This window comes from Acidovorax sp. FJL06 (assembly GCF_003852545.1).
Lineage (GTDB): Bacteria > Pseudomonadota > Gammaproteobacteria > Burkholderiales > Burkholderiaceae_C > Acidovorax.
Genome location: NZ_QAJR01000002.1, coordinates 283 through 26,373 on the forward strand (window position 1 = coordinate 283; position 26,091 = coordinate 26,373).

At 66.6% G+C, this 26,091-nt stretch carries 24 protein-coding genes and 2 tRNA genes; 12 read left to right on the forward strand and 14 right to left on the reverse strand.

The features are described from left to right. Nucleotides 1-1,405 (forward strand): ATP-binding protein (locus DBV10_RS01090; RefSeq protein ID WP_233589759.1); only part of this gene is annotated, 1,405 nt, incomplete at its 5' end. Here DBV10_RS01090 and mnmH read toward each other — a convergent pair. Further along, the gene (gene mnmH / locus DBV10_RS01095; RefSeq protein ID WP_124509787.1) at nt 1,402-2,529 is read right to left on the reverse strand and encodes a tRNA 2-selenouridine(34) synthase MnmH; all 1,128 of its coding nucleotides are present in this window, start codon (nt 2,527-2,529) and stop codon (nt 1,402-1,404) included. The genes DBV10_RS01090 and mnmH overlap by 4 nt on opposite strands. Beyond that, nucleotides 2,529-3,581 carry a selenide, water dikinase SelD gene (gene selD / locus DBV10_RS01100; protein ID WP_124509789.1) on the reverse strand — a complete coding sequence of 351 codons (1,053 nt, stop codon included), beginning with the start codon at nt 3,579-3,581 and terminating at the stop codon, nt 2,529-2,531. The genes mnmH and selD overlap by 1 nt, the downstream gene beginning before the upstream one ends. Nucleotides 3,582-3,870: 289 nt before the next feature. On the opposite strand from selD, the gene DBV10_RS01105 reads away from it, so the two are divergent. Beyond that, the gene (locus DBV10_RS01105; protein WP_233589760.1) at nt 3,871-4,983 is read left to right on the forward strand and encodes a GGDEF domain-containing protein; all 1,113 of its coding nucleotides are present in this window, start codon (nt 3,871-3,873) and stop codon (nt 4,981-4,983) included. A 98-nt stretch (nt 4,984-5,081) separates the two neighbouring features. On the opposite strand, the gene DBV10_RS22735 is transcribed toward DBV10_RS01105, so the two are convergent. Then, a tRNA-Ser gene (locus DBV10_RS22735) sits at nt 5,082-5,175 on the reverse strand. Nucleotides 5,176-5,312: 137 nt separating this feature from the next. Here DBV10_RS22735 and DBV10_RS01110 point away from each other — a divergent pair. The 6 genes from DBV10_RS01110 (at nt 5,313) to DBV10_RS01135 (ending at nt 10,591) form a co-directional block, all read left to right on the forward strand. Next, nucleotides 5,313-6,632, forward strand: coding sequence for an integrase family protein (locus DBV10_RS01110; protein WP_124509793.1), 1,320 nt, complete (start codon nt 5,313-5,315; stop codon nt 6,630-6,632). Between the two features lie 452 nt (nt 6,633-7,084). Then, nucleotides 7,085-7,984, forward strand: coding sequence for a hypothetical protein (locus tag DBV10_RS01115; protein WP_124509795.1), 900 nt, complete (start codon nt 7,085-7,087; stop codon nt 7,982-7,984). 384 nt (nt 7,985-8,368) lie between these two features. Continuing rightward, the gene (locus DBV10_RS01120; protein ID WP_233589761.1) at nt 8,369-8,773 is read left to right on the forward strand and encodes a hypothetical protein; all 405 of its coding nucleotides are present in this window, start codon (nt 8,369-8,371) and stop codon (nt 8,771-8,773) included. Beyond that, nucleotides 8,766-9,872, forward strand: coding sequence for a plasmid recombination protein (locus DBV10_RS01125; protein ID WP_124509797.1), 1,107 nt, complete (start codon nt 8,766-8,768; stop codon nt 9,870-9,872). Before DBV10_RS01120 ends, DBV10_RS01125 begins: the two co-directional genes overlap by 8 nt. Before the next feature lie 5 nt (nt 9,873-9,877). After that, entirely contained in the window at nt 9,878-10,315 is a 438-nt protein-coding gene (locus DBV10_RS01130; RefSeq protein WP_233589762.1) for a hypothetical protein, read from the forward strand. A 6-nt stretch (nt 10,316-10,321) separates the two neighbouring features. Continuing rightward, complete coding sequence (locus DBV10_RS01135; protein WP_124509799.1) at nt 10,322-10,591, forward strand: hypothetical protein; 270 nt, start codon at nt 10,322-10,324, stop codon at nt 10,589-10,591. A gap of 252 nt (nt 10,592-10,843) precedes the next feature. Here DBV10_RS01135 and DBV10_RS01140 read toward each other — a convergent pair. From DBV10_RS01140 to DBV10_RS01150, 3 genes are all read right to left on the reverse strand, one after another. Further along, a tRNA-Ser gene (locus DBV10_RS01140) sits at nt 10,844-10,933 on the reverse strand. Between the two features lie 33 nt (nt 10,934-10,966). After that, the gene (gene serS / locus DBV10_RS01145; RefSeq protein ID WP_124509801.1) at nt 10,967-12,283 is read right to left on the reverse strand and encodes a serine--tRNA ligase; all 1,317 of its coding nucleotides are present in this window, start codon (nt 12,281-12,283) and stop codon (nt 10,967-10,969) included. A 33-nt stretch (nt 12,284-12,316) separates the two neighbouring features. Next, nucleotides 12,317-13,258 (reverse strand): threonine/serine dehydratase, encoded by a 942-nt coding sequence (locus DBV10_RS01150; protein WP_124509803.1) that lies wholly within the window; start codon nt 13,256-13,258, stop codon nt 12,317-12,319. Between the two features lie 171 nt (nt 13,259-13,429). On the opposite strand from DBV10_RS01150, the gene DBV10_RS01155 reads away from it, so the two are divergent. Next, on the forward strand, nt 13,430-14,140 hold the full coding sequence (locus tag DBV10_RS01155) for an HPP family protein (RefSeq protein WP_124509805.1): 711 nt from the start codon (nt 13,430-13,432) through the stop codon (nt 14,138-14,140). A gap of 122 nt (nt 14,141-14,262) precedes the next feature. Here DBV10_RS01155 and ispH read toward each other — a convergent pair whose 3' ends face one another. Together ispH and DBV10_RS01165 are read right to left on the reverse strand one after the other, a co-directional pair. Further along, on the reverse strand, nt 14,263-15,258 hold the full coding sequence (gene ispH, locus DBV10_RS01160; RefSeq protein WP_124509807.1) for a 4-hydroxy-3-methylbut-2-enyl diphosphate reductase: 996 nt from the start codon (nt 15,256-15,258) through the stop codon (nt 14,263-14,265). Next, nucleotides 15,258-15,722, reverse strand: coding sequence for a peptidylprolyl isomerase (locus DBV10_RS01165; RefSeq protein ID WP_124509809.1), 465 nt, complete (start codon nt 15,720-15,722; stop codon nt 15,258-15,260). The genes ispH and DBV10_RS01165 overlap by 1 nt, the downstream gene beginning before the upstream one ends. Nucleotides 15,723-15,811: 89 nt before the next feature. On the opposite strand from DBV10_RS01165, the gene radC reads away from it, so the two are divergent. Continuing rightward, the gene (gene radC, locus DBV10_RS01170) at nt 15,812-16,525 is read left to right on the forward strand and encodes a DNA repair protein RadC (protein ID WP_124509811.1); all 714 of its coding nucleotides are present in this window, start codon (nt 15,812-15,814) and stop codon (nt 16,523-16,525) included. Nucleotides 16,526-16,710: 185 nt separating this feature from the next. After that, the gene (locus DBV10_RS01175; protein WP_370451082.1) at nt 16,711-17,457 is read left to right on the forward strand and encodes a Smr/MutS family protein; all 747 of its coding nucleotides are present in this window, start codon (nt 16,711-16,713) and stop codon (nt 17,455-17,457) included. A gap of 99 nt (nt 17,458-17,556) precedes the next feature. On the opposite strand, the gene DBV10_RS01180 is transcribed toward DBV10_RS01175, so the two are convergent. The 4 genes from DBV10_RS01180 to DBV10_RS01195 form a co-directional block, all read right to left on the reverse strand. Beyond that, nucleotides 17,557-19,554, reverse strand: coding sequence for a bifunctional 2',3'-cyclic-nucleotide 2'-phosphodiesterase/3'-nucleotidase (locus tag DBV10_RS01180; protein WP_233589767.1), 1,998 nt, complete (start codon nt 19,552-19,554; stop codon nt 17,557-17,559). 140 nt (nt 19,555-19,694) lie between these two features. Further along, a complete protein-coding gene (locus DBV10_RS01185; protein WP_124509815.1) occupies nt 19,695-19,910 on the reverse strand; it encodes a hypothetical protein in 216 nt (71 codons plus the stop codon). A 2-nt stretch (nt 19,911-19,912) separates the two neighbouring features. Next, nucleotides 19,913-20,386, reverse strand: coding sequence for a RidA family protein (locus DBV10_RS01190; RefSeq protein WP_124509817.1), 474 nt, complete (start codon nt 20,384-20,386; stop codon nt 19,913-19,915). A gap of 110 nt (nt 20,387-20,496) precedes the next feature. Then, nucleotides 20,497-21,918, reverse strand: a complete 1,422-nt coding sequence (locus DBV10_RS01195) for an MFS transporter (RefSeq protein ID WP_124509819.1) — start codon at nt 21,916-21,918, stop codon at nt 20,497-20,499. A 115-nt stretch (nt 21,919-22,033) separates the two neighbouring features. Between DBV10_RS01195 and DBV10_RS01200 the strand changes: the two genes are divergently transcribed. After that, the gene (locus tag DBV10_RS01200) at nt 22,034-22,879 is read left to right on the forward strand and encodes a helix-turn-helix domain-containing protein (RefSeq protein WP_124509821.1); all 846 of its coding nucleotides are present in this window, start codon (nt 22,034-22,036) and stop codon (nt 22,877-22,879) included. Nucleotides 22,880-23,026: 147 nt separating this feature from the next. On the opposite strand, the gene DBV10_RS01205 is transcribed toward DBV10_RS01200, so the two are convergent. Both DBV10_RS01205 and DBV10_RS01210 read right to left on the reverse strand, forming a co-directional pair. Further along, entirely contained in the window at nt 23,027-23,446 is a 420-nt protein-coding gene (locus DBV10_RS01205) for a group II truncated hemoglobin (RefSeq protein ID WP_124509823.1), read from the reverse strand. A gap of 81 nt (nt 23,447-23,527) precedes the next feature. After that, entirely contained in the window at nt 23,528-26,047 is a 2,520-nt protein-coding gene (locus DBV10_RS01210) for an ABC transporter permease (protein ID WP_124509825.1), read from the reverse strand. Nucleotides 26,048-26,091 lie beyond the last annotated feature (44 nt).

The following is a 26,091-nucleotide window of genomic DNA, read 5'->3' on the forward strand; positions in this document are numbered from 1 at the left end:
CGTGGCCGCAGCCCTGCTGGCCTTGCTGCTGCTGGGCCCCCTGGCCGCGCTGCTGACCAGCGCCGGGCTGGCCCTGGCCACGCTGCTGCTGAGCGTGTGCCTGCCCTGGTGGGCGGGCCTGCAGTTTGCGCCAGCCGCCGCCTTGGCGGGCCTGGTGCTGGCCTACCCGCTCTGGAGCTGGCGGCGCCTGAGCGCTGCCGCGCATTTTCTGCGGCTGGAGATGGAGAACCTGCAGCAGCAGGGCCTGTCGATGCGGCTGCGCAAGCGGCCCGGGGAATCGGCCGATTTTCTGGAGCGGCGCATCAACGCGGTCGAGCGCGCCTCGCGCCAGCTGCGCGACCTGCACCACTTCGTGAGCGAAAGCCTGCAGCAACTGCCCTCACCCAGCCTCGTCTGCGACCCCGAGGGCCTGATCCTGCTGGCCAACCGGGCGGCCCGCGAGCACCTGGGCGGCGATGCGCAGGCCCCGCTGCAAGGCCAGTCGGTGGTCGATCTGCTGGCCGACTTGGTGCAAGCGGGTAGCCGCCAGCCGCTCATCACCCAGGAACATCTGCGCGACCGGTCCCTGCCCGAGCACAGCGAAGGCAGCGATGCACAGGGCCGCAGCCTGCTGGTGCAATGCAAGCCCTTCACCGACCTGGCCAACGCAGGCTGGCTGCTGACGCTGGTGGACCTGACCGACATGCGCCGCGCCCTGCAGCAGCGCGACCAGGCGATGAACTTCATCTCGCACGACATCCGTGCGCCCAATGCCTCCATCCTCACGCTACTGGAGATGCAGCGCGCCTACCCCGGCCGCATGGCGGGCGATGAACTGCTGCTGCGCATTGAGCGCTATGCACAGGCGTCCCTGGGCATGGCAGAGAGCTTCGTGCAACTGGCCAGTGCGCAGGCGCAGGAGTACCACATGGCGCCGCTGGACCTGGTCGCCCTGCTGGCAGAAACCACCGACGACCTCTGGGCCCTGGCCCGCGACCGCCAGGTGGACCTGCGCATCACCACGGCCCCCGAGACAGCCCTGTGCGAGGGCGACCGCGCCCTGCTGCGCCGCGCCCTGGCCAACGTGATCAACAACGCCATCAAGTTCAGCCCGGAAGGCAGCGTGGTGCAGTGCGCCATCGCAGAACGCGGCCCGCACTGGGTGCTGTCGGTGCGCGACCAGGGCCCGGGCATTGCGCCCGAACTCCAGGGCCAGCTGTTCACCCCCTACCAAAGGCTGCACGACCGCAGCCACCCCACCGTGCACGGCGTGGGCCTGGGCCTGGCGCTGGTGTCTACCGTGGTGCAGCGCCACGGCGGCAGCCTGGAGGTGGACAGCGACACGGGGCGCGGCGCCGAGTTCCGGTTGGTGCTGCCTCGGGGCGAGGGTGCGCCAGAGGGCGACGAGAACGGCAGCGCCGACTAAGCCGCCCTGCCACCTGCTGCACCTGCCGTGAAGGCAGACGCGCGCAGATAGTCCAGCACCGCCTGCCGGTCGCCCTGGAACACGATGCGGTCCGCCCGCTGGCGGCGCTGGTAGGCATACATCGGGTCGTAGTAATCGCGCACCAGCGCCGCGATCCAGTCCCGGTGCAGCGCAAAGTCGGCATGGTCTTTTTGCCGCACCAGCGCCGCCACCATGGTCGCGCGCAGCACCCGGTGCCGGTCACCGCCGAGCCGCTTGGCGAGTTTGTCCAGGCTGTCGAGCAACCGGGCAGCAAACAGATCCGCGCCTTCCGCCTCGCCAAAAGCCGCCACAAAATCGGCGCATTGCTGCACCACATAGTCCTGCAGGATGCGTTCGACCCGGGCCTCAAAGCCATCATCCAGGCACACGATGGGTGCCTGCTCCAGCCGCTGCCGCAGCGCCAGCGGCACGGAACAACTGCCCACATGCCGCCCCTCGTCTTCGAGCACAAACGCCCTATGCCCCTGGTTGCATTTCTGGAACAGGTCGATGGCCAGCCGGTTCTCGAAATCAATCTGCGAGGGCTGACCACTCACGCGGTGGCCAAAGCTGGAGCCCCGGTGGTTGGCATGCCCCTCCAGGTCCAGGCCATGGGCCAGCTGCGCAATCACCTCGGTCTTGCCGGTGCCGGTGAGGCCGCTCAGCACCACAAAACCGCACTGCACCGAGGCCGCCTCCAGGGTGTTGATGAGAAAGCCGCGCAGGGCCTTGTAGCCGCCCTGCACGCGGGGGTAGTCGATGCCGGCCTCGCTTTTCAGCCACTGCTGAACGATCTGGGAACGCAGGCCGCCCCGAAAACAATAGAGCACCCCCCCGGGGTGGGCCTGCGCAAACTGCGCCCAGGCGGCAACGCGGGCCTGCTTGGTGGCCCCGGACACCAGCTGGTGCCCCAAGGCAATCGCCGCATCCTGCCCCCTGTGCTTGTAGCAAGTGCCCACCTGCTGGCGTTCGCCATCGTCCATGAGCGGAAGATTGACCACCCCGGGGAATGCGCCCTGCGCAAACTCCACCGGCGCGCGCACATCCATCATGGGCACGCCGTTCAGGAAGATCTGCCGAAAGTCCGAAAGAGCACCCGCCATCAGCGCAACCCCACGGCCAGGGCGCGCCGCTGCGTCATCTCGCCAAGGGGCGCCAGGACCAGGCCCATCTCGCCTGCTACCGCCAGAAACTCGCTCTCGCCCTCAGGGCTGACGGCCACCAGCAGCCCGCCGCTGGTCTGCGGGTCGCACAGCAGGTGCTTCTGCGCCTCGGTGAGCGGCGCAATCTTGGCGCCATAGCTGTCGAAATTGCGCTGCGTGCCGCCGGGCACGCAGCCCTGGTCCATATAGTGCTCCACCCCCGCCAGGCGGGGCACGGCGGCGTAGTCGATCTCGGCACTCAGGCCGCTGCCCTCGGCCATCTCGACCAGGTGCCCCAGCAGGCCAAAGCCCGTGACATCCGTCATGGCCGCCACCCCCGCGAGCCGGCCAAACCGGCTGCCGGGCTGGTTCAGCGTGCACATCAGGTCGCGCGCCACGCCCACATCCTGCGGGCGCAGCCGGGCTTTTTTCTCGGCCGTGGTCAGGATGCCAATGCCCAGCGGCTTGGTCAGGTACAGGCGGCAGCCGGCCGTGGCCGTGTCATTGCGCTTGAGGTGGCGCTTTTCCACCACCCCGGTCACCGCCAGCCCAAAGATGGGCTCCGGCGCATCAATGGAGTGTCCGCCGGCCAGCGGAATGCCCGCTGCATCGCACACCGCACGCCCGCCGCGCACCACCTCGCGCGCCACCTCGGGCGGCAGGACATTGACCGGCCAGCCCAGGATGGCAATCGCCATCAGCGGGTCCGCCCCCATGGCGTAGATGTCGCTGATCGCATTGGTGGCCGCGATGCGGCCAAAATCAAAGGGATCGTCCACGATGGGCATGAAAAAGTCGGTGGTGGACACCACCCCGCGCTCGCCGTCCAGCGCGTACACGGCCGCATCGTCGCGCGAGGTGTTACCCACCCACAGCCGGGGGTCCAGGTTCTGCGCCCCGCTGCCCGCCAGGATCACGTCCAGCACCTGGGGGCTGATCTTGCAGCCACAGCCGGCGCCATGGCTGTACTGGGTGAGGCGGATCGGAGGGGCCGTGGTCGGTTCTTGGGACATACAGGGTTCTTTCGGGTCATCGGGCGCATTGCGCAACCCCCCATTCTGGCGGTGCAGGCCCGGCGGCTCAACCGGCTTGTGCGATCCATGGAAGCTGCTGAACGCTATACCAAGCCGGACATAGTCCCGACCCGGTCGCCCCCTAGAATCGCACCAGGCCGGTGCAATCAGCGCCTGCGCGCCGTTCGCACGCGCTCCGCCCGGTTCCGCCGCGCACCACCCTCCACCCCACCGCTGCCCCCAGGTCAGGAATCCAATGCCCAGTCTTGATCTTCGCTCCTTGACCATCATGGCCGGACTGATCGGCATCGTCATGGGCCTGGTCCTGCTGGGTTTGCGCCGCAACTACCCCGCCTCGATCCGTGGCATGCGACTGTGGGGGGCTGCGCCCCTGGTCTGCGCGGGCTCCACCCTGTTTTACGGCCTGGACGGCGTGCTGCCCGCCTCGCTGGTGGCATTGATCGGCAATGCGCTCCTGCTGTTGGGCGTCACGCTGTTCCTGCTCGGCAGCGAGCAATTGCACGGACTGCCCCCCTCGTGGCGCCGCTGGGCCATGGTGATCGTGGCCACCTTGCTGCTGCTCACCCTCTTCATGCTGGTGTATCCGGACTACCGCATCCGGGTGCTGATCTTCAGTGGCACCCTGGCAGCCATCGTGGTCGAACATGCACGGCTGCTGGGCCGCCATGGCAAAGGCTTTGCCCACCGCTTCACCGCCATGGCGCTGTGGGGGCAGGCGGCGGTGCTGGTGTGCCGGGCCGCAAGCACGCTGTGGCTGGACCAGGCCGACACGCAGCGCTTTGCGCAGTCCACGGTCCAGACCGTGTACATCGCCACTTTCAGTTTCTCGGTCTTGCTGATAAGCATCGGCGTGCTGCTGATGGCCGGCGAGCGCGTGCGCGCAGAGTTCGAGTACCTGGCCACCCACGACTCCCTGACCGGCGCGCACACCCGCAGGGCGGTGCTGGCCGCCTGCGCCGACGAACTGGCCCGCTGGAGCCGCTACGGCAGCCCGTTTTCATTGCTGATCCTGGACATCGACCACTTCAAGCGCATCAACGACGCGCATGGGCACCTCGCGGGCGACCAGGTGCTGGCGCATTTCGTCCAGATCATCCAGGCCCACCTGCGATCGGCGGACCGGCTCGGGCGCTATGGGGGCGAGGAATTCATGGTGCTCCTGCCCGAAACCGACATCGAAGCCGCCACCCATGTGGCCGAACGCATGCGCGCATCGCTCGACGCAACGCCGGATTCGGCGGGCCGTCCGCACTGCACCGTCAGCATCGGACTGACCACGGTGCAACCGGGGGACGGCAAGGTGGACACCCTCATCGCACGCGCCGATGCGGCTCTCTACGAAGCCAAGGCACAGGGCCGAAACCGGGTCCAGGCCGGCTGAAAGCCGTCAACGGGGGCAAGACAGGGCAAGGGCGCAACAAGGCCCAGAAACCAGAAAGGGTTTGCTTCTATTTTCATAGCAGCAAACCCTTTGGATACTGGCGGAGAGGGTGGGATTCGAACCCACGGTAGTGTTGCCACTACGCCTGATTTCGAGTCAGAACACACCATCTTTTGCCAACCTTGACCATCCTAGATACAATCTATGTAAATCAATGACTTAGTCTGATTTTTCGCTTTCGCTCCTTGATTGAAATAGGCTGTATTTTCGGAAATAGTCTTACATCCTCCCTTACATCCTGCCCAATGTAAGACCACAAGGGGCACCGCATGGCAAAGATTGCATTCACCGCTGGCCGGGTATCGGGTTTCAAATGCCCGCCTGACAAGAAACAGGCTTTCATGTGGGATGCGACCGCGCCGGGGTTGGGACTGCGGACAACGCCTGCGGGGAAGCCTGCCTATGTGTTTCAGAGCGTGTACCAAGGCAAAGACCTGCGCATCACCATCGGGAGCCCTGCCTCCTGGAGCATTCCAGACGCCCAGGCTAAGGCCCGCGAACTGCAGCGACTGATTGATGAAGGCAAAGACCCCCGCGACCTGAAGCGTGACGCCCTGGCCGCCCAGGCCGAACGGCGAGCCGCTGCCGCTGCCAAGGCTGTGACAGTGGGTGAGGCTTGGGCCGCCTACCTTGAAGCCCGCCGCCCACGCTGGGGCGAACGCCATTACAGCGAGCATCTTTTACTGGTAAAGCCCGGCGGAGTTGCATCCAAGCGGGTAGCAGGTGGTGTGACTGCACCCGGCATCCTGCATCCGCTGGTGGGGCTTGCGCTGCGTGAGTTGACCGCGCCCGTTATCGAGGCATGGGCCGCCCGCGAGACACAAACCCGCCCGGCGGCTGCCCGCCTTGCGTGGCGCTGCCTGAAAGCATTTCTAAGCTGGTGCACAGAACAGCCGGAATATGCGCCAGTGCTACCCAGCGCGAACCCGGCAAAAACGAAGAAGGCCCGCGAGTCACTGGGTAAGGCAGGAGCAAAGCAAGACGCATTGCTAAAGGAGCAACTGCCCGCGTGGTTCGCAGCCGTTACGCAGCAACAAAACCCAGTGGTGGCCGCATATCTGCAAACGCTGCTTTTAACGGGTGCCCGAGCTGGTGAGGTGCTGGGGCTGCGCTGGGAGGACGTGAATACAAAATGGCGCGGCCTGACCATCCGAGACAAGGACGCCAGTAGAGGCGGTGTGGACGGCGTGCGCGTCATCCCCTTGACTCCTTACGTTTGGCACCTGCTGCAAGCTCTGCCGCGCCGCAATGAATGGGTTTTCTCAAGCGCCAGCGCCAAAGGTGGCCGCATTGTCATCGCCAGAAATAACCACCATGACGCCTGCGCCGTGGCTGGCATTGAAGAGCTGACCATCCACGGCCTGCGCCGGTCGTTCAAGAGCCTGACCGAGTGGCTAGAAATCCCTGCTGGTGTCGTTGCTCAAATCATGGGACACAAGCCAAGCGCGACCGCTGAAAAGCATTACACCGTGCGCCCGCTAGACCTGCTGCGCGTACATCATGAGCGCATCGAAGCATGGATTCTGGAACAGGCGGGCATCCCTTTCGATGCCAAAGCCGAACCGGGCAAGCTGCGCGCTGTGAACTGACATGCGCGAAGCCATGGCGCGTTTCCATCCATGGCAAAACAAGCGGGGCTAGCATGTGCAGCAACACAGCGCCAGCCCCTGACCATCAACCACTATCAAGGAGTGAATCAATGGCTTTGCAGACTGTAAATCAATCGTTCAGACAAACCGACATAGACGACCTAGACGCACTTAGCCAAAAGACGGCCCAGTTAGACGCCCTTCTTTACATGACCTACGGCGAAGGCGGGGAAGTGTTCCGCCGAAGCTCAGACACCGTTCAAGACAACTATCTTTGGGCGTGTGCTGAGATTGCGTCCGAAGTCAGGAAGTTGGCTCAAAGGCTCAATAGCCCAGGGTAGGCCGACCGTTTCGCCCCAGCTAGGCAGGGCCGCAATCCTGCCGAAAAGTCGGACACCTTCACCGACCTGCTGGGGCTCCTTATGAGGGCCGCACTTTGAAGGGGTGTGACCGTGAGCGAAAAGAAGTTTCTGCATTGGCTGCCAGTAGAAGAAAGCAAGACAGTGCGCTTTTCAGAACTGGCGCACATGATTGCAAAGGCCATGCATCCCGGCGACCATGAGTTATCGGCCTATGCCAGCGCCCGCGAAAATCTGGACAGAGACTTAGAGCAAGCAGTAAGAGATGATGTGTTGACTGTGCGCAATGCCTCCGGATTGGGCCGCCACACGTTCCCGTATGGTGCTGCCCTGCAACGTGCCGTGGTCATTCCAAGCCTCGATTTAGAGCCATTCTTGAATGCACGGGGCATTGGATTACTTCTCATGCCGCATGGAAGCGGGCCTAAATATTGGACGCTGGAGAACGCCGCCCTTGCACTGCAATCGCAAGAGGGCTGGCACGGCGGAACGCGTGCCGAGTTTCTTGACCAATTGGAAGGAGCTGCCCAGCGTGACGAGCTTACCGTCCGCGACCCGCGAACATGCTTGCCGGTTAAGTCGCCGCGAGCCCGCACATTCTGGGAGTTGGTAACGCCTGCGGATGTGAATGCGTGGCTTGAAAACCTGGCTGCGCCCTATCGGTGGAATGTGGTTGCGTCCGAGGTAGAGCAGGAACTCAACCCACCGGAGCCCATCGGCCCAAGCAATGCGAAAAAACCGCAAGAACGGCCCATGAAAAAGGTCGCCTTAGTGGCTGCGCTCCAACATGAGTGGGCATCAATTGAAGCCGACCTGAGCGATGCTTCCCGTAACGGGCTTAAGGAAGCGGCACATGCTGGAAAACATGGCGAATGGTTCCAATCCAAAGCACGCGCGTGGGCGGTGAGCAGGAACAAGATTAGGCAAGCTGCGCTACCAATTCACCCGGCAACGTGGCCGGGGGGCGTCACGCGAAACAGGCTCTCAGGGTGATGTGACCGAGTCCCGAATATCGGGGTTTTGTCGGGTCTTTTTCGGGAAATTTCGGGGCTTTTGCAATTCATCCCAGCCAGCCAATCAAGGCGGGCGAAAGGTGAAAAATGACAGCACAGCAAGCCCCGTATGAGTCGGGAAACAAGCACAGCGAATTCCCCCCGCTGGAACAGGTGACTAAACCGAACCTGACCACAAGGGAATTTTGCTTTTACACAAATCTGGCAGAACAGACCGCATGGCTGTATGCCTGCAAGGAATCGGGACCGGTGCGTCCCATCCGTATTGGCCGCCGCCTTAACTGGCCGACCCAGGCAGTAAAGCAACTTTGTGGGGTGGCGTAATGATGGCCGCCGCTATCAATCACGCCTTGCTGGCGCTGTGGTGCGCTATGCCTTCCCGCTGGTTCAAGCGTGGGAGGGCTGCCAAGTGAAAGCACCAAAGAAAAAGCCCCAAACCGTTGCAGCGGACAAAGGGCTTTCCAAAGAACACACACCGAAGTTTACCGGCACCGACAACCCGCGCCACCTGCGCGCAATCGCTGCCCTGCTGCGCCGCCCTATGCCGCGTGAGAGCCTGGACAAAGAGGCCGGTTGCAGCAATGGGCCTGAGCTGGTTGCAGAGCTTCGCCGCCGTGGGCTTGAGGTGCCATGCCAGCGCATCAACTTTGTGGACCGCGACGGGTTTATGTGTCGTCCTGGCGTGTATTTCCTGACTATTGCCGACCGCAGCAAGCTGCACAAATGGAAGGCGCGCCGCAACCAACAGCAAGGGGGCGCGCATGGCTGAGTGCATCGCCCACTTTGCCGTGAAGAGCATCGGCCTTTCGCGTGTGAATGGCCGCAAGCCCTGCACCTTGCTGGAGGCCGCCCGGCACAACCTGCGCGAGATACAGGCAGAGCAAGGCTCTACAGGGCACATCGACCCGACCCGCACATACGGCAACACCGTTTTGCATGGGCCTGCTACGGCTGCCGAGGTGTGCGCCCATGCCGAGGCGTTACAGACCGCTGCGGGCATCATTTGCGGGAGTCTGCGCCGTGACCATTGCCAAGCCATCGAGGCGGTTTTTAGCCTGCCTCAACAGCCCGCAGTTCCTGACCCTGCCGATTACTTCGCAAAGTGCCTTGCGTGGCTGGCTGGTGCGCTGGCCCTGCCGGTCCTGAGTGCGGTAGTACACCGCGATGAGGCGGCAGTGCACCTGCATGTGTTGCTGCTGCCCGTGAAGGATGGCGCGCACGTAGGCAGCGCACCTATCGACCGCGCAGCCTTGAAGCACCTGCGGGAAAGGTTCTTTGCCAAGGTGGCCGGGCCTGCTGGCCTGAAACACTCAGGCGCAAAGGTGCGCGGCATGGCGAAGCAATGGGCCGTTGCAGCGGTTTTGCAACGCTGCGATGTGCTGGGGCTGCCCGCCGCGAACGGGCCGCTGTGGCCCTGTATGGTGGCCTGCATCGAGCGTGACCCGACTGCCGCAATGCTGGCACTGGGAATCGACGCGAACTCCATCCGTCCATCGGACACGCCGCCGCAGAGCGAGCCCCCGCAAAACCCCATAGGGATTGAATCAAACCCAATAGGGTTTCAAAACGAGGGGGGGAAATATCAAACCCTATCCTGTGTAGGGTTCGCCCATTCCCCATCCTCAAATGAGCCCCTCCCTGCCATCACATCGCCGGGGAAGCTTTGGGACATCGTGGGCCGCCGTTCGCAATGGACGGCACCACATCAAAACCGCTTGCGTGTAGCCCGCGCAGCGCAGCAACAGGCCATTGCACGGCACTCGCACAAACTGCCCCCGCAAAGACCGTCACCCACCCTGCGCATTGGTGACGATGGTTTGACCCGAGAGCGCGACGAGTACAGCCACGACCTGAGCGCGTGGGAATGACGCCCATGCAATCGACCACAACAAAACAAGCCACGCCCATGCAAAACAAACTCACCCACCACCATCTGACCGCTGAGGCTGTGAACGACGAACACGGGCCAGCCATCTTGCTGACCCAACAGGACGGCATCGAAGAGCCGCATTCCTTGCTGGTGCATCCGTTCCAGCTTCGCGCAGTCTGCGAGCAGTTCGGAATCATCGCCAGCGACCCGCAAGCGGCAAAGAGCATCGCTACCTTGCAGCGGCGCATGAAGGGCCTGCATGAGCGTATCGAGGCCCTCGCTGATTGGATGGCACAGCACAGCGACCACCGTAACGCCGACCTGAGCCACGAAACGACCCAGCTTCACGCGCTGCTAGACCTTGCGGGTGAGTGGTGCGCAGACTTCGAGAACGAGCAGGCAGCGCCGGGCATGACCGCCGCGCAAGGTTCATTGCTCTGAAAAACAATGAAAACAATCAAGGCGAATCAAACCACCGCAAGAGCTGGCCGGGTGCGGGTGGACTACATGCCGGGCGCTGCTGCCGTGGAGGCGCTACAAGCCGCGCAAGGGCTTTTCCCGAACAGTAACACCCAGGCACTGATAGACCGGCTGGTTATCACCGGGTTGTCTGCGCTGATGCAAGGCCACTGGAAGCCGCCGCCGCTGTATGGCCGCGACCGCGATGCGTGGAAGCTGCCTGACGACCTGCGCAGTAGTCCGGGTAAGGGGGCTTAAAGAAACCACCTGAAAGCCCTCTGGTTCCGGGAGAGCCGACCTAAAGTACCGCGAAGTGCGGAGGTAAACCCGGAACGTTCCGCGCGTGCGCGCGAGCCCCCTGTTATGTCAGACCCTAAAGAGCCCCTAACGTGGGGCTCTTTTGTTGCTAGGCACGGGGCTCCGTTTGGGAAATCGTCTTACATTCGCCCTTACATCGGACGGGAAAGAAAAAACCCCACTACCAAATTGATAGCGGGGTTTCTTTTGTACTGGCGGAGAGGGTGGGATTCGAACCCACGGTAGTGTTGCCACTACGCCTGATTTCGAGTCAGGTACATTCGACCACTCTGCCACCTCTCCTGTGTGTCGAAGCCTGCGATTATAGCAAGCTTTTCACGCTGCCAGCACAGCAACGCCGCCGATGTACGGGCGCAACACTTCTGGCACCACCACGCTGCCGTCGGCCTGCTGGTAGTTCTCCAGCACCGCCACCAAGGTGCGGCCCACGGCCAGGCCGGAGCCGTTGAGGGTGTGCAGCAGTTCGTTCTTGCCCTGGGCGTTCTTGAAACGGGCCTGCAGGCGGCGCGCCTGGAAGGCTTCGCAGTTGCTCACCGAGCTGATCTCGCGGTAGGTGTTCTGCGCGGGCAGCCACACTTCCAGGTCGTAGGTCTTGGCGGCGCCAAAACCCATGTCGCCGGTGCACAGGCTCATCACACGGTAGGGCAGACCGAGCTTTTGCAGCACGGCTTCGGCGTGGCGGGTCATTTCTTCCAGCGCTTCGTAGCTCTTGTCGGGGTGCACGATCTGCACCATTTCCACCTTGTCGAACTGGTGCTGGCGGATCAAGCCCCGAATGTCACGCCCGCCGCTCCCGGCTTCCGAGCGGAAACACGGTGTGTGGGCCGTGAGCTTGATGGGCAGGTCGGCCTCCGGCGTGACCACATCGCGCACAAAGTTGGTCAGCGGCACTTCGCTGGTGGGGATGAGGTACAGCGCGGTGTTGTCCGGCACGGGCTCGCCGTCCTGGCCGCCCTTCTTGGCGGCAAACAGGTCGCCTTCAAACTTGGGCAACTGGCCCGTGCCCTTGAGCGAGTCGGCATTCACGGCATAGGGCACATAGCACTCGGTGTAGCCGTGCTCCTGGGTCTGCACGTCCAGCATGAACTGGGCCAACGCGCGGTGCAGGCGGGCGATAGGGCCCTTCATCACGGTGAAGCGCGAGCCCGAGAGCTTGGCGCCCATGTCGAAATCCAGGCCCAGCGGCGTGCCCAGATCCACATGGTCCTTCACCTCGAACGCAAAGCTGGCGGGGGTGCCCCAGCGGCGCACTTCCACATTGCCGGCTTCGTCGCTGCCCACGGGCACGGATTCGTGCGGCAGGTTGGGCACGGCCACCAGCATGGCCTGCAGTTCGGACTGGATCTGCTCCAGGCGGGCAGCGGATTGCTCCAGCTCTGCCTTGCCTGCGGCCACCTGGGCCTTGATGGCTTCGGCGCCGTCCTTGTCGCCCCGGCTCATCAGCATGCCGACCTGCTTGGACAACTGGTTGCGCTGGGCCTGCAGCTCTTCGGTGCGGGTCTGCAGCGTCTTGCGCTCGGACTCCAGGGCCTGGAAAGCGGAGACATCCAGGAAGGCCTGGGGCTTTTTGCGGGTTTCCAGCCGCGCGATGGCGGTGTCGAGGTCTTTGCGGAGGAGAAAAATGTCAAGCATGGGCTGGATTTTAAAGGGGTGGTCGGCCTGGGCTCAGGCGAGGCTGGTGGGGTCAAAGTTGGCGCCGCAAAGAATGAGGGCCACCGTCTCCTGCGGCTGGGGCCGGTAGGCGCCGGTCTGCAGCGCCGCCAGGCCCAGGGCGGCGGCAGGCTCCACGGCCAGTTTCAGCTCCTTCCACAGCCAGCGCTGTGCCGCACGGATGGCGTCGTCGGGCAGCAGCAAAGCATCATGCACGTGGCGCTGGCTGACCTCCCAGCCAATAGCGCCAATGCGGCGGGCGCCCAATGAATCAGCAGCCACGCCACCCACGTCCACATCCACGGGCTGGCCCGCCGCGCGCGCCGCGTGCAGGGTGGGGGCGCGTTCAGGTTCGAGCGCCACCACATGGGCGCGGCTCTCCACCCACGCGGCCACGCCGCCGATGAGCCCACCGCCGCCCACGCTGACTAGCACCGTGTCGGGCAGGCGGCCGCCCTGCTCTTCGATCTCCAGCGCCAGGGTGCCCGCGCCGGCCACCACCTCGGGCTGGTCGTAGGCATGGGCCTGCAACGCGCCGGTGGTCTTCTGGCGGGCCACGCAGGCTTCAAAGGCCTGGGAATAGGCCGCGCCGGTGACGACCACATCGGCCCCCAGCGCGCGCAGGCGGGCGCGCTTGGCCTCGGGCGAGACCTCGGGCACAAACACCTCGCAGCGCACGCCCAGCGCCTGGGCGGCGGCGGCCACGGCGATGCCGGCATTGCCACCGGACGCGATGATCACGCCGCTCTCGGGCACGGGGTTGGCGAGCAGCCGGTACAGCATGCCGCGCGCCTTGAAACTGCCGCCCACCTGCAGGTGTTCGAGCTTGAGCCAGACCTCGGCGCAGTCCACCCCCAGGGATCGGCCGGACACGCGCATCAAGGGCGTGGTGCGCAGAAAGTCAGGCTGGGTGGCCAGTTGGCGGCGGGCGGCGGCGATGGCGGCGCGGTCGATCATGCGAAGGCTTCCAAAAGAACAGGAGGGGCAGTGTAGAGGCTGGCGGCAACATGCCGATACCCCCCTCGACGCAGCGGCCGCTGCAGATGCGGCCGGCAACTGCCGATAACATGGACAGAGCAGCCCCACGCGAACGCTGGTCGCGGGTCTGCCTGCCTGCAGGAGGAAAACATGTTCTTTGTGTTCGGCCCGTCGGGCCAGATGTACCGGGGCGGCCCGGAGAACCTGGCCCAGATCTCGTCGGTGCGGCGCGTGCAGCGGCCCCAGGCACTGCACACCCGGGCGCTGGACCTGCCGGGGGAACCCGTGCCCGTCTTCCCTGCCCCGCCCCACGCGGCCACGGCAGAAGCAGCCCTCCCTGTGGTCAACCTGCGCCTGCAGGACGCCGTGAGCGCCTACTCACAAGCCGAACAGGGCCCCCAGCACGCCCGCCAGCCGCTGACCCGGGTCAGCGACGTGATGACCGTCGGCGCGCTCAGCGTGCAGCCCCATGCGCGCGTGAACGATGCCTGGCAGACCCTGGCCGAGCACAAGGTGGCACAGGCCCCTGTAGTGGATGTGCTGGGCCGCGTGATTGGCCTGCTGGTGCGTGCCGACATGGCACCGCTGGACCTACTGCCCGAACCCGGCGCCGTGAAGCAGGCCATCGACCTGGCCCGGCGCCCGGTGGCGGAGGTGATGGTGAGCCCCGTGCCCACCGTCTCGGCCGACACCGAGCTGCGCCGCGTGGCGGCCGTGCTGCTGGACACCGACCTGCCGGGCCTGCCGGTGACGGACGAAGCGGGCGTGCTTTCGGGCTTCATCTCGCGCACCGACATCCTGCGCGCCGTGGCGGCCGACCCGCCGCTGGACCTGTGGAGCGGGCCTGCGGTGCCGCTGTGACGGAAAATTTGAATAGAAAGGGCCGCTACCGCGCTATGGACAAGCGATAAAAGCTATCAATTAAGGAGCGAGAAGGGCGCCTGTGAGCGCCCTTCTTTTCTCTACTGAACCGCCCGCCACCGTCAATGCGCAGACGGCCCCGTCTCGGGCGCACGCTCACGAATCTCCAGCCCTGTGGCCGCGTCGATCTTGAGGCCCTTGGGCAGCGGGAACTTGATGGTCTCCTCGATGCCCGCCATGCTGCGCACCGACACCGCCCCCAGCACCTTGATGCGGTCGATGACCTGCTGCACCAGGATTTCGGGCGCGGAAGCGCCCGCCGTGAGCCCCACGCGCGCGCGGCCCTTGAACCACTCGCCCTGCAGCTCGTCGGCACTGTCCACCATGTAGGCCGTGGTGCCCAGCTTGGCCGCCAGCTCGCGCAGGCGGTTGCTGTTGGAGCTGGTGGGGCTGCCCACCACAATCACCACGTCCACCTGCGGACTCAGCACCTTGACGGCGTCCTGGCGGTTCTGCGTGGCGTAGCAGATGTCCTGCTGCTTGGGCTCGCGCACGCTGGGGAAGCGTGCGCGCACAGCGGCCGAGATCTCGGCCGCATCGTCCACGCTCAGGGTGGTCTGCGTCACCACAGCGAGCTTGTCCGTCTGCCCTGGCTGCACGCGCGCCACGTCGGCCACGTCTTCCACCAGGTGGATGCCATGGTCGAGCTGGCCCATGGTGCCCTCGACCTCGGGATGGCCCTTGTGGCCGATCATGATGAACTCGTAGCCCTCTTTGGCGAGCTTGGCCACCTCGACGTGGACCTTGGTCACCAGGGGGCAGGTGGCGTCAAAAATGTGGAAACCGCGGTCCTTGGCCTCCTGCTCCACCGCCTTGCTGACCCCATGGGCGCTGAAGACCAGCGTGGCGCCGGGCGGCACATCCGACAGCTCCTCGATGAAGATCGCGCCCTTGGCCTTGAGGTCGTTCACCACATAGGTGTTGTGCACGATCTCGTGGCGCACGTAGATGGGGGCGCCAAACTTCTGGATGGCGCGCTCCACGATCTCGATGGCGCGGTCCACGCCCGCGCAAAAACCGCGCGGTTCGGCCAGCAGGATTTCTTGCGGGGCCTGCATCACAGGATTCCGATGAGCTGCACTTCAAAGGTCACGGGCTGGCCCGCCAGCGGGTGGTTGAAGTCGAACAGCACCGCGCCGTCTTCACGCACTTGCTGCACGGCGCCTGCATAGCTGCCCAGGCCGTCGGGCGTGGGGAACTGCACCACATCGCCCACGTTGTATTTCTCGTCGGGGTCGCCCAGCTCGTTCATCAGCTTGCGTGCCACCCACTGCTGCATGTCGGGGTTGCGCTCGCCAAAGGCCTCGCCCGCAGGCAGCTCGAACGTGGTGCGCGTGCCTTCGGCCAGGCCCAGCAGGCGCTGCTCCATGGCGGGCGACAGCTCGCCCGTGCCCAGGGACAGGGTGGCGGGTTTGTCGGCAAAAGTGTTGATCACATCGCCCGCCGGGCCGGCCAGGCGGTAGTGCAAGGTGAGGAAAGAGCCCGGCTGGACGGTGGGCAAAGCGGCAACGGTTGTGGTCATGACAGTCTCGATAAACTCCTGCGATTGTAGAAAACCGGGCAAAGCCCTACCGCTGCCACCGCTGCTGGCGCGTCCCACCTCCTCGTCCCATGGCCCTCAAAGACCTGCCCGCCGACGCCCAGCCCCGCGAAAAACTGCTGGCGCGCGGCCCCGCCGCCCTGGCCGATGCCGAGCTGCTGGCCATCCTGCTGCGCACCGGCATCGTGGGCAAGGGCGTGCTGCAGATGGCGCAGGAGCTGCTCGACCCGCCCGGCATCGACCCGGACACCGGGGTCCTCACCGGGGGTTTTGGCGGCATGGCCGGGCTGCTGCACACCAGCGCGGCCGACCTGGAACGCATCAAGGGCCTGGGCCCCGCCAAACGCGCCGAACTGGTGGCCGTGCTGGAGCTGGCGCGCCGCGCCCTGGCCCAGCAACTGCGCGAGCGTGAGGTGTTCGACTCGCCCGATGCCGTCAAGCACTACCTGCAGCTGCACCTGGCCGCCAAGGGCCACGAGGTGTTTGCCGTGCTGTTCCTGGATGCGCAGAACCGCCTGCTGGCGCTGGAGGAGCTGTTTCGCGGCACGCTCACCCAGACCAGCGTGTACCCGCGCGAGGTGGTGCTGCGCGCGCTGCACCACCAGGCCGCCGCCGTGGTGCTGGCCCACAACCACCCCAGCGGCAGCGTACAGCCCAGCCGCGCCGACGAGGCCCTGACCCAGACCCTGAAGACCACCCTGGCCCTGGTGGATGTGCGCGTGCTCGACCATGTGATCGTGGCGCCGGGCCAGGCACTGTCGATGGCGGAAAAGGGCCTGGTGTGACCGCCCCTGCCCCCGCGCCGGACCACCCGCCGACGGCGCTGCAGGCCGCACTGGCCCGTGCTGCGCGCGGCAACGAAGGCGCCACGGATGCTACTGAGCCCGCCCCGGCGCCCGCTGCCCCCACCATCCCCCGATCCACCCGGCGCGCAGGCCTGGCAGAGAAAAAAGCGGCGGCCAAGGCCGCCATGCGCCCGCTGCGCCACGCCCCCGCTGCGCCCGCAGCCGCAGACAACCCCGCACCACCCCGGCGCCGCGCCCCCCCGGCCCCGCGCCGCGCGGGCGAACGCATCACCCAGCTGCAAGACCTGGCCACCGTGGCCCGCCGCCTGCGCGAGGATCAGGAGCGCCGCGAGGCCGAAGACCAAGCCCGGCGCGAAGCCGCGGCCCGGGCCGAGGCCGAGCGCCACCTCTTCAGCCGCAGCGTGGGCCCCGTCACCCCGCTGCGCAACCCCAACCTGGCGCGCCTGCGCCGCCACCAACCGCCGCCGTTGCCGGTGCAGCACTGGCTGGACGAAGAACGGGTGCTGATGGAATCGATCAGCGACGACTTCGATGTGAGCACCCTGCTCGACACCGACGACCAGCTGAGCTTTCGCCGCCCCGGCATTGGCGTGGAGATCACCCGCCGCCTGCGCGCGGGCCACTGGAGCATCCAGCGCCAGCTCGACCTGCACGGCCTGCGCGTGGACGAAGCCCGCGAGGCGCTGGGCAACTTCATCCGCCACGCCCACAAGACGGGGCTGCGCTGCGTGCGCGTGGTGCACGGCAAGGGCCTGGGCTCCCCTGGCAAAAGCCCCGTGCTCAAGGGCCGCGTACAGCGCTGGCTGGTGCAGAAAAACGAGGTGCTGGCCTTTGTGCAGGCCCGGCCCATGGATGGGGGCGCGGGCGCACTGGTGGTGTTGCTGCAGCCCGTGCTGCACAGGCATTCATAAAAAAATAGCCGCTAGTGCCCGTCCAACAAGCGCTAGCAGCTATCAAAAAAGAAGCATCTCACTCCCACCTGGGGAGGCGACGCTCTCTGCAGGCAAGGCCTACTTGGACAGATCCACGCCGTACTTCGACGTGCCCTTGCCCGATCCGTCATCGGCCGCCAGCAGCGTCACGTTCGCCAGCCCTGCGGCCTGCGCCACGGCCAGCGCATTGGCGCCCGAGCTGAACACCACGGGCCCCGCCACGCTGGCCTTGGCAAAACGCCAGCTCTTGGCCGCGCCGTTGGCCGCACGGGTCACCGCCGGGTTCTTGCGGATGTAGTCGATCACCACGTCGCGGTTGGCATCGGGCGACGCCCAGATCGTGCCCGAGCCGTCCAGCTTGTCGATGAAGCTCTTGCCGCTGGTCGCGCGGTAGTTGTTGGTCGCAACCACGAACTCTTGGGCCACGTCGATGGGCTTGCCCAGGTAGCTGAGGTTCTTGATGCGGCTGCCCACGGGCTGGGTCACGTCGATCTCGTACTGCACGTCGGCCGTGGTGAACATGTCGAAGTTGTAGCCGGGGAAGCTGCTGATGAGCGCCTGCTCGCCGGTTTTGGCCGGGTCGATCTGGTTGAAGCGCTTGGCAGCGGCTTCAAGCCAGTTCTTGATGTCGCCGCCGTTGACCTTCACCGCGTACACGGTGTTGGGGTACAGGTACAGATCGGCCGCGTTGTTGATGGCCACCGGGCCCACGGCCACGTCGGTGTAGTCGGCGCTGCCCTGGAAGCCGCTCTTGAACGGTGCGCTCACCGACAGCACGGGCAGCTGCGCATACTGCGGCAGGCTGGCCTTGAGGTAGGCCGCCACATAGGCCTGCTGTGCCTGGTTCACGATCTGGATCGCGCCGGGGTCGCCCAGGTCGGCAAACAGCGTGCTCATGCGGAAGTCGGTCTGGCCGATGGGTGTCTTCACGTACTGAATGGCCGCCTGGTGCTGTGGCTCGATCAGCGGCGCCACCGCAGGGTCTGCATCCACATACACGTTGGCACCCGCCGCGTTCTTGCTCTGGATGTTGCGCAGCTCGCTCTTGCTGGCCGACTTGTTGACCGTCCATTTGCTGCCATCCCACTGCAGCGCCAGTTGCACCACACCCAGCGCCTTGCCCCAGGAGCTGGCCATCACGGCCGGCACGCCGTTCACCGTGCCGGCCTTGTGGTCCACACCCGGCAGGTTGAAACCGGGCGTGGCCGCCGTGTCGGGGAACACGCCGTGCTGGTGGCCCATCACCATGGCGTCGATGCCGGCCACTTTCGAGAGGTGCAGGCCGGGGTTCTCCATGGTGGGCGAATAGGCCGCGCCATCCAGCCCGCCGTGCAGCAGCGCCACCACGATGTCGGCGCCCTTGGCGCGCAGCTCGGGCACGTATTTGGTCGCGGCCTCCACCGCGCCTTCGGCGCTCACCTTGCCTTCCAGGTAGCGCTTGTCCCAGTTCATGATGCCAGGCGTGGTGAAGCCGATCACGCCGATCTTGATGGGCAGCTTCACCTCTTTACCGTCCGCGCCCTTCGCCGTCAGCGTGCGCTCCAGCACCGTGTAGGGCTGCACCAGCGGCTTCTTCGTCTTGTTGCTGGTCACGTTGGCCAGCACCATGGGGAAGCCCGCACCCGCGCACTTCTTGCTCGCGTCCACGCCGTCGACCTCCAGCCCGCCGCCCAGCACCTGGTTCAAAAACGGCAGGCCGTAGTTGAACTCGTGGTTGCCCAGCGTGCCGGCGTCAAAACCCAGCGCGCCCATGGCCTTGTACATCGACAGCTGCTGCGTGCAGGGGATGGGGCTGATGGTGGCCTCGTAGTCCGCCAGCGCCGTGCCCTGGATGGTGTCGCCGTTGTCCACCAGCAGGGTGTTGGCAAACTCCTTGCGCGCCGCGCGCACCAGCGTGGCGGTGCGCTCGAAGCCGTAGCTCTTGTCTTCGGCGAGCTTGAAGTAGTCGTAGCTGCGCACATTGAAGTGCAGGTCCGTGGTTTCCAGCACGGCCAGCGTGGCCGTGGCGCCCGCGTTGGTGTTGTCGCTGCCACTGCCGCAAGCGGCCAGCGATGCCGCCAGCGCCACCAGGCCCATGGCGGCCACGCGGCGTGAGAGCCGCGCAGGAGAAGAAGTCGAATGGTTTAGCGTGTGTTCAAACATGAACAGTCCCGGGATAAAACAAGGGACCGAGTGTCTGGCGGGGGTTTGACAGCGGTGTGACGTGGTGCCGGGCTTTAAGCGATGCGGTGCACGTCGCCGTTGTGTGGCGAAGCACTTTCGTGGAACAGGTCTTCGAGGAACTGCGCCAGCTCCGGCTCTTCCACAAAGTCGGGGATCACGAAGCCTGCCGGCGTGCGCTTGCCGTCGCCGCCCACGCGGTAGGCCTGCCACAGCGCGCCTTCGCGCCGCACTTCGACGATGCGGCCGAACACATTGAAACGGGGGTGCATGGTCAGGGCGCCACCGAGGCGATCAGGTCCACCTCCACGGTCGCGTTCTTGGGCAGCTGCAGCACCCCCACCGAGGTGCGCGTGTGCGCCCCGGCCTCGCCCAGCACGGTGAAAAGAATGTCCGACGCACCATCAGCCACCTCGCTTTGCTGCGTGAAGCTGGGCGCCGACTGCACGTACACCGTGATGCGCGGGATGGCCTGCACGGCATCGAGCGAACCCAGCGCACGCTGCAGCAGTGCCAGCGCCCGCATCGCACACACCTTGGCGGCCTTTTGCGCATCAGCCAGCGAGGCCCCGGCCCCCGCAGCGCCGGTGACGACCACGGTGTCGCCCACGCGCGGGATCTGCCCACTCAGGTAGATGTGGTGGCCATCGCGCACCAGCGGCACATAGTTGCCACCGATCTTGATTTCGCCATCGAAGCTGTAGCCCAAGGCCTGGGCTTGTTCCTGAAAACGGGCATCGCGGGACATGGCAGGCGGTTCTCCTTGAAAACAATGGCGAGTAGCTGGGAAGGTCCGGCCCCGCCGGTGGGCCGGACGCAGGGGCACATCGCCATCATAGGCACGCCCGCCCTACCCCCTCATCCCTTGCGCAGGCCCAGTGCCACCAGCCCGCACAGCAGGCTGATCGCGGCCGTCAAACCAAACGCCGCGTGGTAGCCCGCCAGCAGTGCGGCCTGCAGCCCCGCCCCTTCAGCCCCCTGCCCCACGGCACCGGCCAGGGTGGCCACGCAGGCCACCCCCAAGGCGCCCCCCAGGTGCCGCGCGGTGTTGGCCAGCCCCGAGACCAGGCCTGCATCCTGCGGCGGCACGCCCCGCGTGACCGCCAGGGTGGCCGACAGGATCACCATGCCCAGCCCACTGCCCACCAGCAGCATGGGCCCCAGCACGTCCACCAGATAGTCGGGCTGCAGCGGCAGCACACCCAGCCACGCCAGCCCGGCCGCTGCCATCATCGCGCCCCACACCGGCAGCCGTCCGACCTGGCCGTTCGCCAGGCGCCCCGCAAAACACTGGCGCATGGCGGCCAGCGCCACGGCCATGGGCAACAAGGCCAGGCCCGTATCGCGCGGCCCATAGCCCACGGCATGCTGCAGCGTGGCCGACAGCAGGTAGATCGACGCCGCGAGCGTGGCGCCCAGCGCCAGCATGAGCACATTGCCGGCGCGCAGCCCGGGCAGCGCAAACACCGACAGGCGCACCAGCGGGTGGGCGCTGCGCCGCTCCACCGCCACAAAACAGGCGCACAGCACCACGGCGGCCACCAGGCTGCCCAACACCCACGGGTCGCCCCAGCCCCGGTGGGCCGACTGCGTGATGCCCCACACCAGCGCAGCGCAGCCCAGGGTGGAGAGCAGCGCCCCCGGCCAATCCAGCCGCTGGGCCTGGCCCGCGCGCAACGGCGGCAGCAGCCCCCAGGCCACGCCCGCCATCAGCGCGGCCCCCACGGGCACATTGACGAGCATGACCCAGCGCCAGCCCACCGCCTCGGTCAGCAGCCCCCCGGCCACCACGCCAAACGCAAACCCCGCAGAGTTCAGCGCCGCCCAGAGCGACATCGCGCGGGCGCGCGCCTGCGGGTCGTGGTGGGTGGCGGCCATCACCAGCGTCATCGATGAGGTGGCCAACACGGCGGCGCCCACCCCTTGCACGGCCCGCGCGGCCAGCAGCAGGGGGGCGCCCTGCGCCCACCCGGCCGCCAGGCTGGCCAGCGTGAACAGCGCCAGCCCCCACTGCAATACCGGCCGGCGGCCATAAAGATCACCCGCGCGGGCCGCTAGCAGCATGCAGCCGCCCAGGGTGAGCAGGTAGGCATCGATCACCCACTGCTGGGCACTGAGTGCCAGGCCCAGGTCGCGTTGCATCGCAGGCAGGGCCACGTTGACGATGGACCCGTCCACCACCACCATGAACGAGGCAATGCAGGCCATGGCCACAATCAGCCAGGCAGGAAGCCCCGGGCGCAGCAGGGCGGCAGGAACGGGAGGGGAAACGGAAGACATGGCAATTGCTCCAGAAGTCAGACAGAAGAAGCCCGCAGTCTCCCGCCGCCACGCCCGAACGTGATAACGTTGTTCAGACCAAAAACAATGCATTTGGGCCACGATACCAAACCCCATGTCCCGCGCCCCCGCCAACCCCGTGAACGCAGCCCTGCGCGAACTCAGCGAAAGGGCCGATGGCCCGCCCCTGTTTGCAGTGTGGGGCGACCACCGGCCCGCCAGCGACTTTCAGCTGGGCACGCGCGAGACCGACTGGCACAGCCACCTGCGCGGCCAGATGTTCTGTATCGACAACGGCCTGATCCATGTGCGCACCCACCAGGGCTCGTGGCTGCTGCCCCCGCACCGCGCGGGCTGGATCCCGCCGGGCATGCTCCACACGGCCAGCATCAGCGGCGTGACGCGCGGCTGGAACGTGGTCATCACCCCCGAGGCGGCGCGCAGCCTGCCGCAGCAGCCCTGCGTCTTCGGGGTGAGCGAACTCCTGCGCGCCCTGGTGCGCCGCGCCACGGACTGGGGCGCACACGACCCGCCCACGCCCGCCCAGCGCCGCCTGGCGCGGGTGCTGCTGGACGAAATACAGGCCGCCCCCCACGAGCCGCTGCACCTGCCCCTGCCCAGCGATCGGCGCCTGCTGCGCGTGGCCCAGGCCGTGCTGGCCGCACCGGGCGACACCCGCACCCTGGCCGACTGGGCCGACTGGGCCGGCATGTCGCCCCGCACCCTCAGCCGCCTGTGCCAGGCCGAACTGGGGTCGAGCTTTGCGCAATGGCGCCAGCAGGCCGGGCTGGTGCACGCGCTGGAGGCCCTGGCGCGCGGCGAGGCCGTGGCCCAGGTGGCCGATGCGCTGGGCTATGCCACCCCCAGCAATTTCATCGCCATGTTCCGCCGCGTGTTCGGCACCTCGCCCGCCCGCTACTTCGCCCAGCGCGCGGGGGACGATCCGCTGGAGGGGGAGTGATCGAACCCTATGGCTTGGCACGGACACGGCGGTGAGCCGTGCCGGGGCAAAGGGTCAGACAGGGATGTGCGCTCGGCCACGGCGGGTGTTCGGGCTTGTCGAGACCCCGACGGGTGGCGGGGAGCGGCGCCCAGGCGGCAACAGGCTCTAGACCCCTTTGTTGCGCATCCAGTCCGCCGTGCCCATGAAGCTCTCCTTGAGCCGGGTGCGCAGGTCCTGCGGCACGCCGGTTTCGCCCATCGCCTGGTCCATGCAGGCCACCCACTGGTCGCGCTCCTTGATGCCGATGGCAAACGGCATGTGGCGCATGCGCAGGCGCGGGTGGCCGAAGCGGCTCTGGTAGTGGTCGGGGCCGCCCAGCCAGCCGCAGAGGAACCAGAACAGCTTTTGCCGCGCGCTGGCCAGGTCGCTGCCATGGGCGGCGCGCAGCTCGGCGTAGGCGGGTTCCAGGTCCATGAGGTCGTAAAAGCGCTCGACCAGCGCGTGCACGCGGTCTTCGCCGCCGATCCACTCAAAAGGGGTAGACACAGCGGCGGCACCAAGGGGGTTGTCGGCTTCGGAATTCATATCTATCAAAACAGGCCTTAGCGCTTATCCATCAAGCGCAACAAGCTATCAAATTCATATCTTTCGGGGTGCGAGCCAGGCCTACTCCGCCGCGCGGCGCAGGGTGTCCACCACGGGGCGCAGCAGCACCTCGCGCAGGCCCCACCAGCCCGCGGCCAGTGCCAGCACGGCCCCTGCCAGCGCACCGGCCAGGGGCACCCAGGGGGCGGCCGTCCAGGTGAAGTCGAACACGAAGCGCGCCAGCGCCCAGCCCACGCCCACCGCCACCACACTGGCCAGGAAGCCCGCCAGCAGGCCCACGCCCACCAGCTCGGCGCGCTGCACCTGGCGCAGCAGGCTGGCGCGTGCGCCCACGGCGCGCATGATGGCGTATTCGCGGGCGCGCTCCTCGCGGGTGGCCGTGACGGCGGCAAACAGCACCACCAAGCCGGCGGCCAGCGTGAAGGCGAACAGGAACTCCACCGCTCGGATCACCTGCTCCAGCACGCGCTGCACCTGGGCAATGGTGGCGCCCATGTCCACGTTGGTGATGTTGGGAAACTGGCGCACCAGCGCGTTGTCGAAGCCGTGGGTATCGGGCGCACGGTAGGCCGCCAGGTAGGTGACCGGCACGTCCTTAACCTCGGCCACGGGGTACATCACGAAGAAGTTGGCGCGCATCGAGCCCCAGTCCACCTTGCGCAGGCTGGTGATGCGCACCTCGTCCTGCACGCCGCCCATGTCGAATTTCAGGCGGTCGCCCAACTGCAGACCCAGGGTCTGGGCGATGCCTTCCTCCACACTGACGGCGCTCTCTTCCCCCGGTGTCCAGCGCCCGGCCACGACCTGGTTGTGCGCGGGCTGTTCCACGGCGTTGGAGAGGTTGAACTCGCGGTCCACCAGGCGCTTGGCGCGGTCGTCGGTGTAGTTGTCCGGGCCCACCGGCTGGCCGTTCACCGCCACCAGGCGGCCCCGGATCATGGGGTACCAGTCGTAGCGCACCACGCCGCTGTCCTTGAGCGTCTGCTGGAAGGCGTCGGCCTGGTCGGGCATCACGTTGATGACAAAGCGGTTGGGCGCATCGGGTGGCGTGGCCTGGCGCCAGCTGCTGATGAGGTCGGTGCGCAGCAGCACCAGCAGCACGAGCGCCAGCAGACCCACGGCCAGGCTGCTGACCTGCACCACGGCATAAGCCGGGCGCGCCGAGATCTGCCGCGTGGCCAGCACCAGCCAGCGCGGTGCAGTACTTTCGTTCACGCTGCGCCGCAGCAGCTTGACCGCCACCCATGACAGCCCCGCAAACAGGGCCACGGCCCCGGCAAAACCGCCCACGGCGATCAGACCCAGCTTGATGTCGCTGCTCACGGCCAGCAGCAGCGCCGCAAACCCGGCCACGCCAATGCCCAGCACCGCCAGCGAGGCAGGCTTGAGCCCGCCCACATCGCGCCGGATGACGCGCAGCGGCGGCACCTGGGCCAGTTGCAGCACCGGCGGCAGGCCAAAAGCAAACAGCAGCGTGAGCCCCATGCCCATGCCAAACGCCACGGGCCAGAGGCTGGACGCGGGCAGCGCCGACTCCACCAGCCCCGCGAGCAACAGCACAAAGGCGTAGTGCACCGCATAGCCCAGCAGCACGCCCAATGCGCTGGCAAACAGGCCCACCAGCGCAAACTCGGTGGTGTAGGCACCGGCAATGGTGCGCTGGCTCTGGCCCAGCACGCGCAGCATGGCCGAGGCATCGAGGTGGTCGGCCGCAAAACCGCGCGCGGCCAGCGCCACGGCCACGGCCGAGAGCAGGGCGGCGAGCAGTGCCACGAGGCTCAGGAATTTTTGCGCGCGGTCCAGCGTCTCGCGCATTTCGGGGCGACCGCTTTCGAGCGATTCGACGCGCACGCCGTGCACCTCGGGCTTCTTGGCTTCGGCCACCGCCCATTCGTTGAAGGCTTTGACGGCAGGCGCGGAGCCCACCACGGCGAACCGGTAGGTCAGGCGGCTGGCGGGCTGCACCAGGCCGGTGGCAGGCAGGTCGCGCTCGTTCAGCATCACGCGCGGCGCAAAACTCATGAAGCCCGCGCCCCGGTCGGGCTCGATGACGATGATGCGTGCGATGCGCAACTGGGCATCGCCCAGCAGCAGCTTGTCGCCCATGGCCAGGTTGAGCGATTCAAGCAGGGGCGCATCCACCCACACGTCGCCCTGCGCCGGGATGTCGCGCGTGGACTGCTCCAGCGCGCCCGGGGCATCGGCCACCGTGAGGCTGCCGCGCAGCGGGTAGCCGGGCTGCACGCTCTTGAGCGCCACCAGCTTGCTGGCACCACCCTGCGCGTCGCTGGCGCGGCCCATGGTGGGGAAGCCCAGCGTGGTCACCGACTGCAGCCCCAGCGCTTGGGCACGCTCCACAAACGCAGCGGGGGTGGGGTTGTCGCTGGCCACCACGGCATCACCGCCCAGCAGTTGCAGCGCATCGCGCTGCAGCCCGCCTTGCAGGCGGTCGGCAAAAAACCCCACCGAGGTGAGCGCGGCCACCGCCAGCGTGACCGCCACGATCAGCAGGCGCAGCTCGCCCGCGCGCAGGTCCCGGCCCAGGGTGCGCCAGCCAAGGCGGAAAAAAGACAGATTCATGGCATGGAACCTTAGCGCAAAGCGAACGGGCGGGCAGGCCGTGG

Bases quoted from the DNA above. Each gene is read 5' to 3' on its own strand.
- DBV10_RS01150 (WP_124509803.1), bottom strand. From the start codon at position 13,258: ATGATCGACCGCGCCGCCATCGCCGCCGCCCGCCGCCAACTGGCCACC.
- DBV10_RS01165 (WP_124509809.1), bottom strand. From the start codon at position 15,722: ATGACCACAACCGTTGCCGCTTTGCCCACCGTCCAGCCGGGCTCTTTC.
- DBV10_RS01105 (WP_233589760.1), top strand. From the start codon at position 3,871: ATGGCCGGACTGATCGGCATCGTCATGGGCCTGGTCCTGCTGGGTTTG.
- DBV10_RS01125 (WP_124509797.1), top strand. From the start codon at position 8,766: ATGGCTGAGTGCATCGCCCACTTTGCCGTGAAGAGCATCGGCCTTTCG.
- DBV10_RS01155 (WP_124509805.1), top strand. From the start codon at position 13,430: ATGTTCTTTGTGTTCGGCCCGTCGGGCCAGATGTACCGGGGCGGCCCG.
- DBV10_RS01130 (WP_233589762.1), top strand. From the start codon at position 9,878: ATGCAATCGACCACAACAAAACAAGCCACGCCCATGCAAAACAAACTC.
- DBV10_RS01180 (WP_233589767.1), bottom strand. From the start codon at position 19,554: ATGGGCCTGGTGGCGCTGGCGGCATCGCTGGCCGCTTGCGGCAGTGGC.
- DBV10_RS01135 (WP_124509799.1), top strand. From the start codon at position 10,322: ATGAAAACAATCAAGGCGAATCAAACCACCGCAAGAGCTGGCCGGGTG.
- DBV10_RS01205 (WP_124509823.1), bottom strand. From the start codon at position 23,446: ATGAATTCCGAAGCCGACAACCCCCTTGGTGCCGCCGCTGTGTCTACC.
- DBV10_RS01210 (WP_124509825.1), bottom strand. From the start codon at position 26,047: ATGAATCTGTCTTTTTTCCGCCTTGGCTGGCGCACCCTGGGCCGGGAC.
- ispH (WP_124509807.1), bottom strand. From the start codon at position 15,258: ATGCAGGCCCCGCAAGAAATCCTGCTGGCCGAACCGCGCGGTTTTTGC.
- DBV10_RS01190 (WP_124509817.1), bottom strand. From the start codon at position 20,386: ATGTCCCGCGATGCCCGTTTTCAGGAACAAGCCCAGGCCTTGGGCTAC.
- selD (WP_124509789.1), bottom strand. From the start codon at position 3,581: ATGTCCCAAGAACCGACCACGGCCCCTCCGATCCGCCTCACCCAGTAC.
- DBV10_RS01175 (WP_370451082.1), top strand. From the start codon at position 16,711: ATGCGCCCGCTGCGCCACGCCCCCGCTGCGCCCGCAGCCGCAGACAAC.
- mnmH (WP_124509787.1), bottom strand. From the start codon at position 2,529: ATGGCGGGTGCTCTTTCGGACTTTCGGCAGATCTTCCTGAACGGCGTG.
- DBV10_RS01110 (WP_124509793.1), top strand. From the start codon at position 5,313: ATGGCAAAGATTGCATTCACCGCTGGCCGGGTATCGGGTTTCAAATGC.
- radC (WP_124509811.1), top strand. From the start codon at position 15,812: ATGGCCCTCAAAGACCTGCCCGCCGACGCCCAGCCCCGCGAAAAACTG.
- DBV10_RS01185 (WP_124509815.1), bottom strand. From the start codon at position 19,910: ATGCACCCCCGTTTCAATGTGTTCGGCCGCATCGTCGAAGTGCGGCGC.
- serS (WP_124509801.1), bottom strand. From the start codon at position 12,283: ATGCTTGACATTTTTCTCCTCCGCAAAGACCTCGACACCGCCATCGCG.
- DBV10_RS01195 (WP_124509819.1), bottom strand. From the start codon at position 21,918: ATGTCTTCCGTTTCCCCTCCCGTTCCTGCCGCCCTGCTGCGCCCGGGG.
- DBV10_RS01200 (WP_124509821.1), top strand. From the start codon at position 22,034: ATGTCCCGCGCCCCCGCCAACCCCGTGAACGCAGCCCTGCGCGAACTC.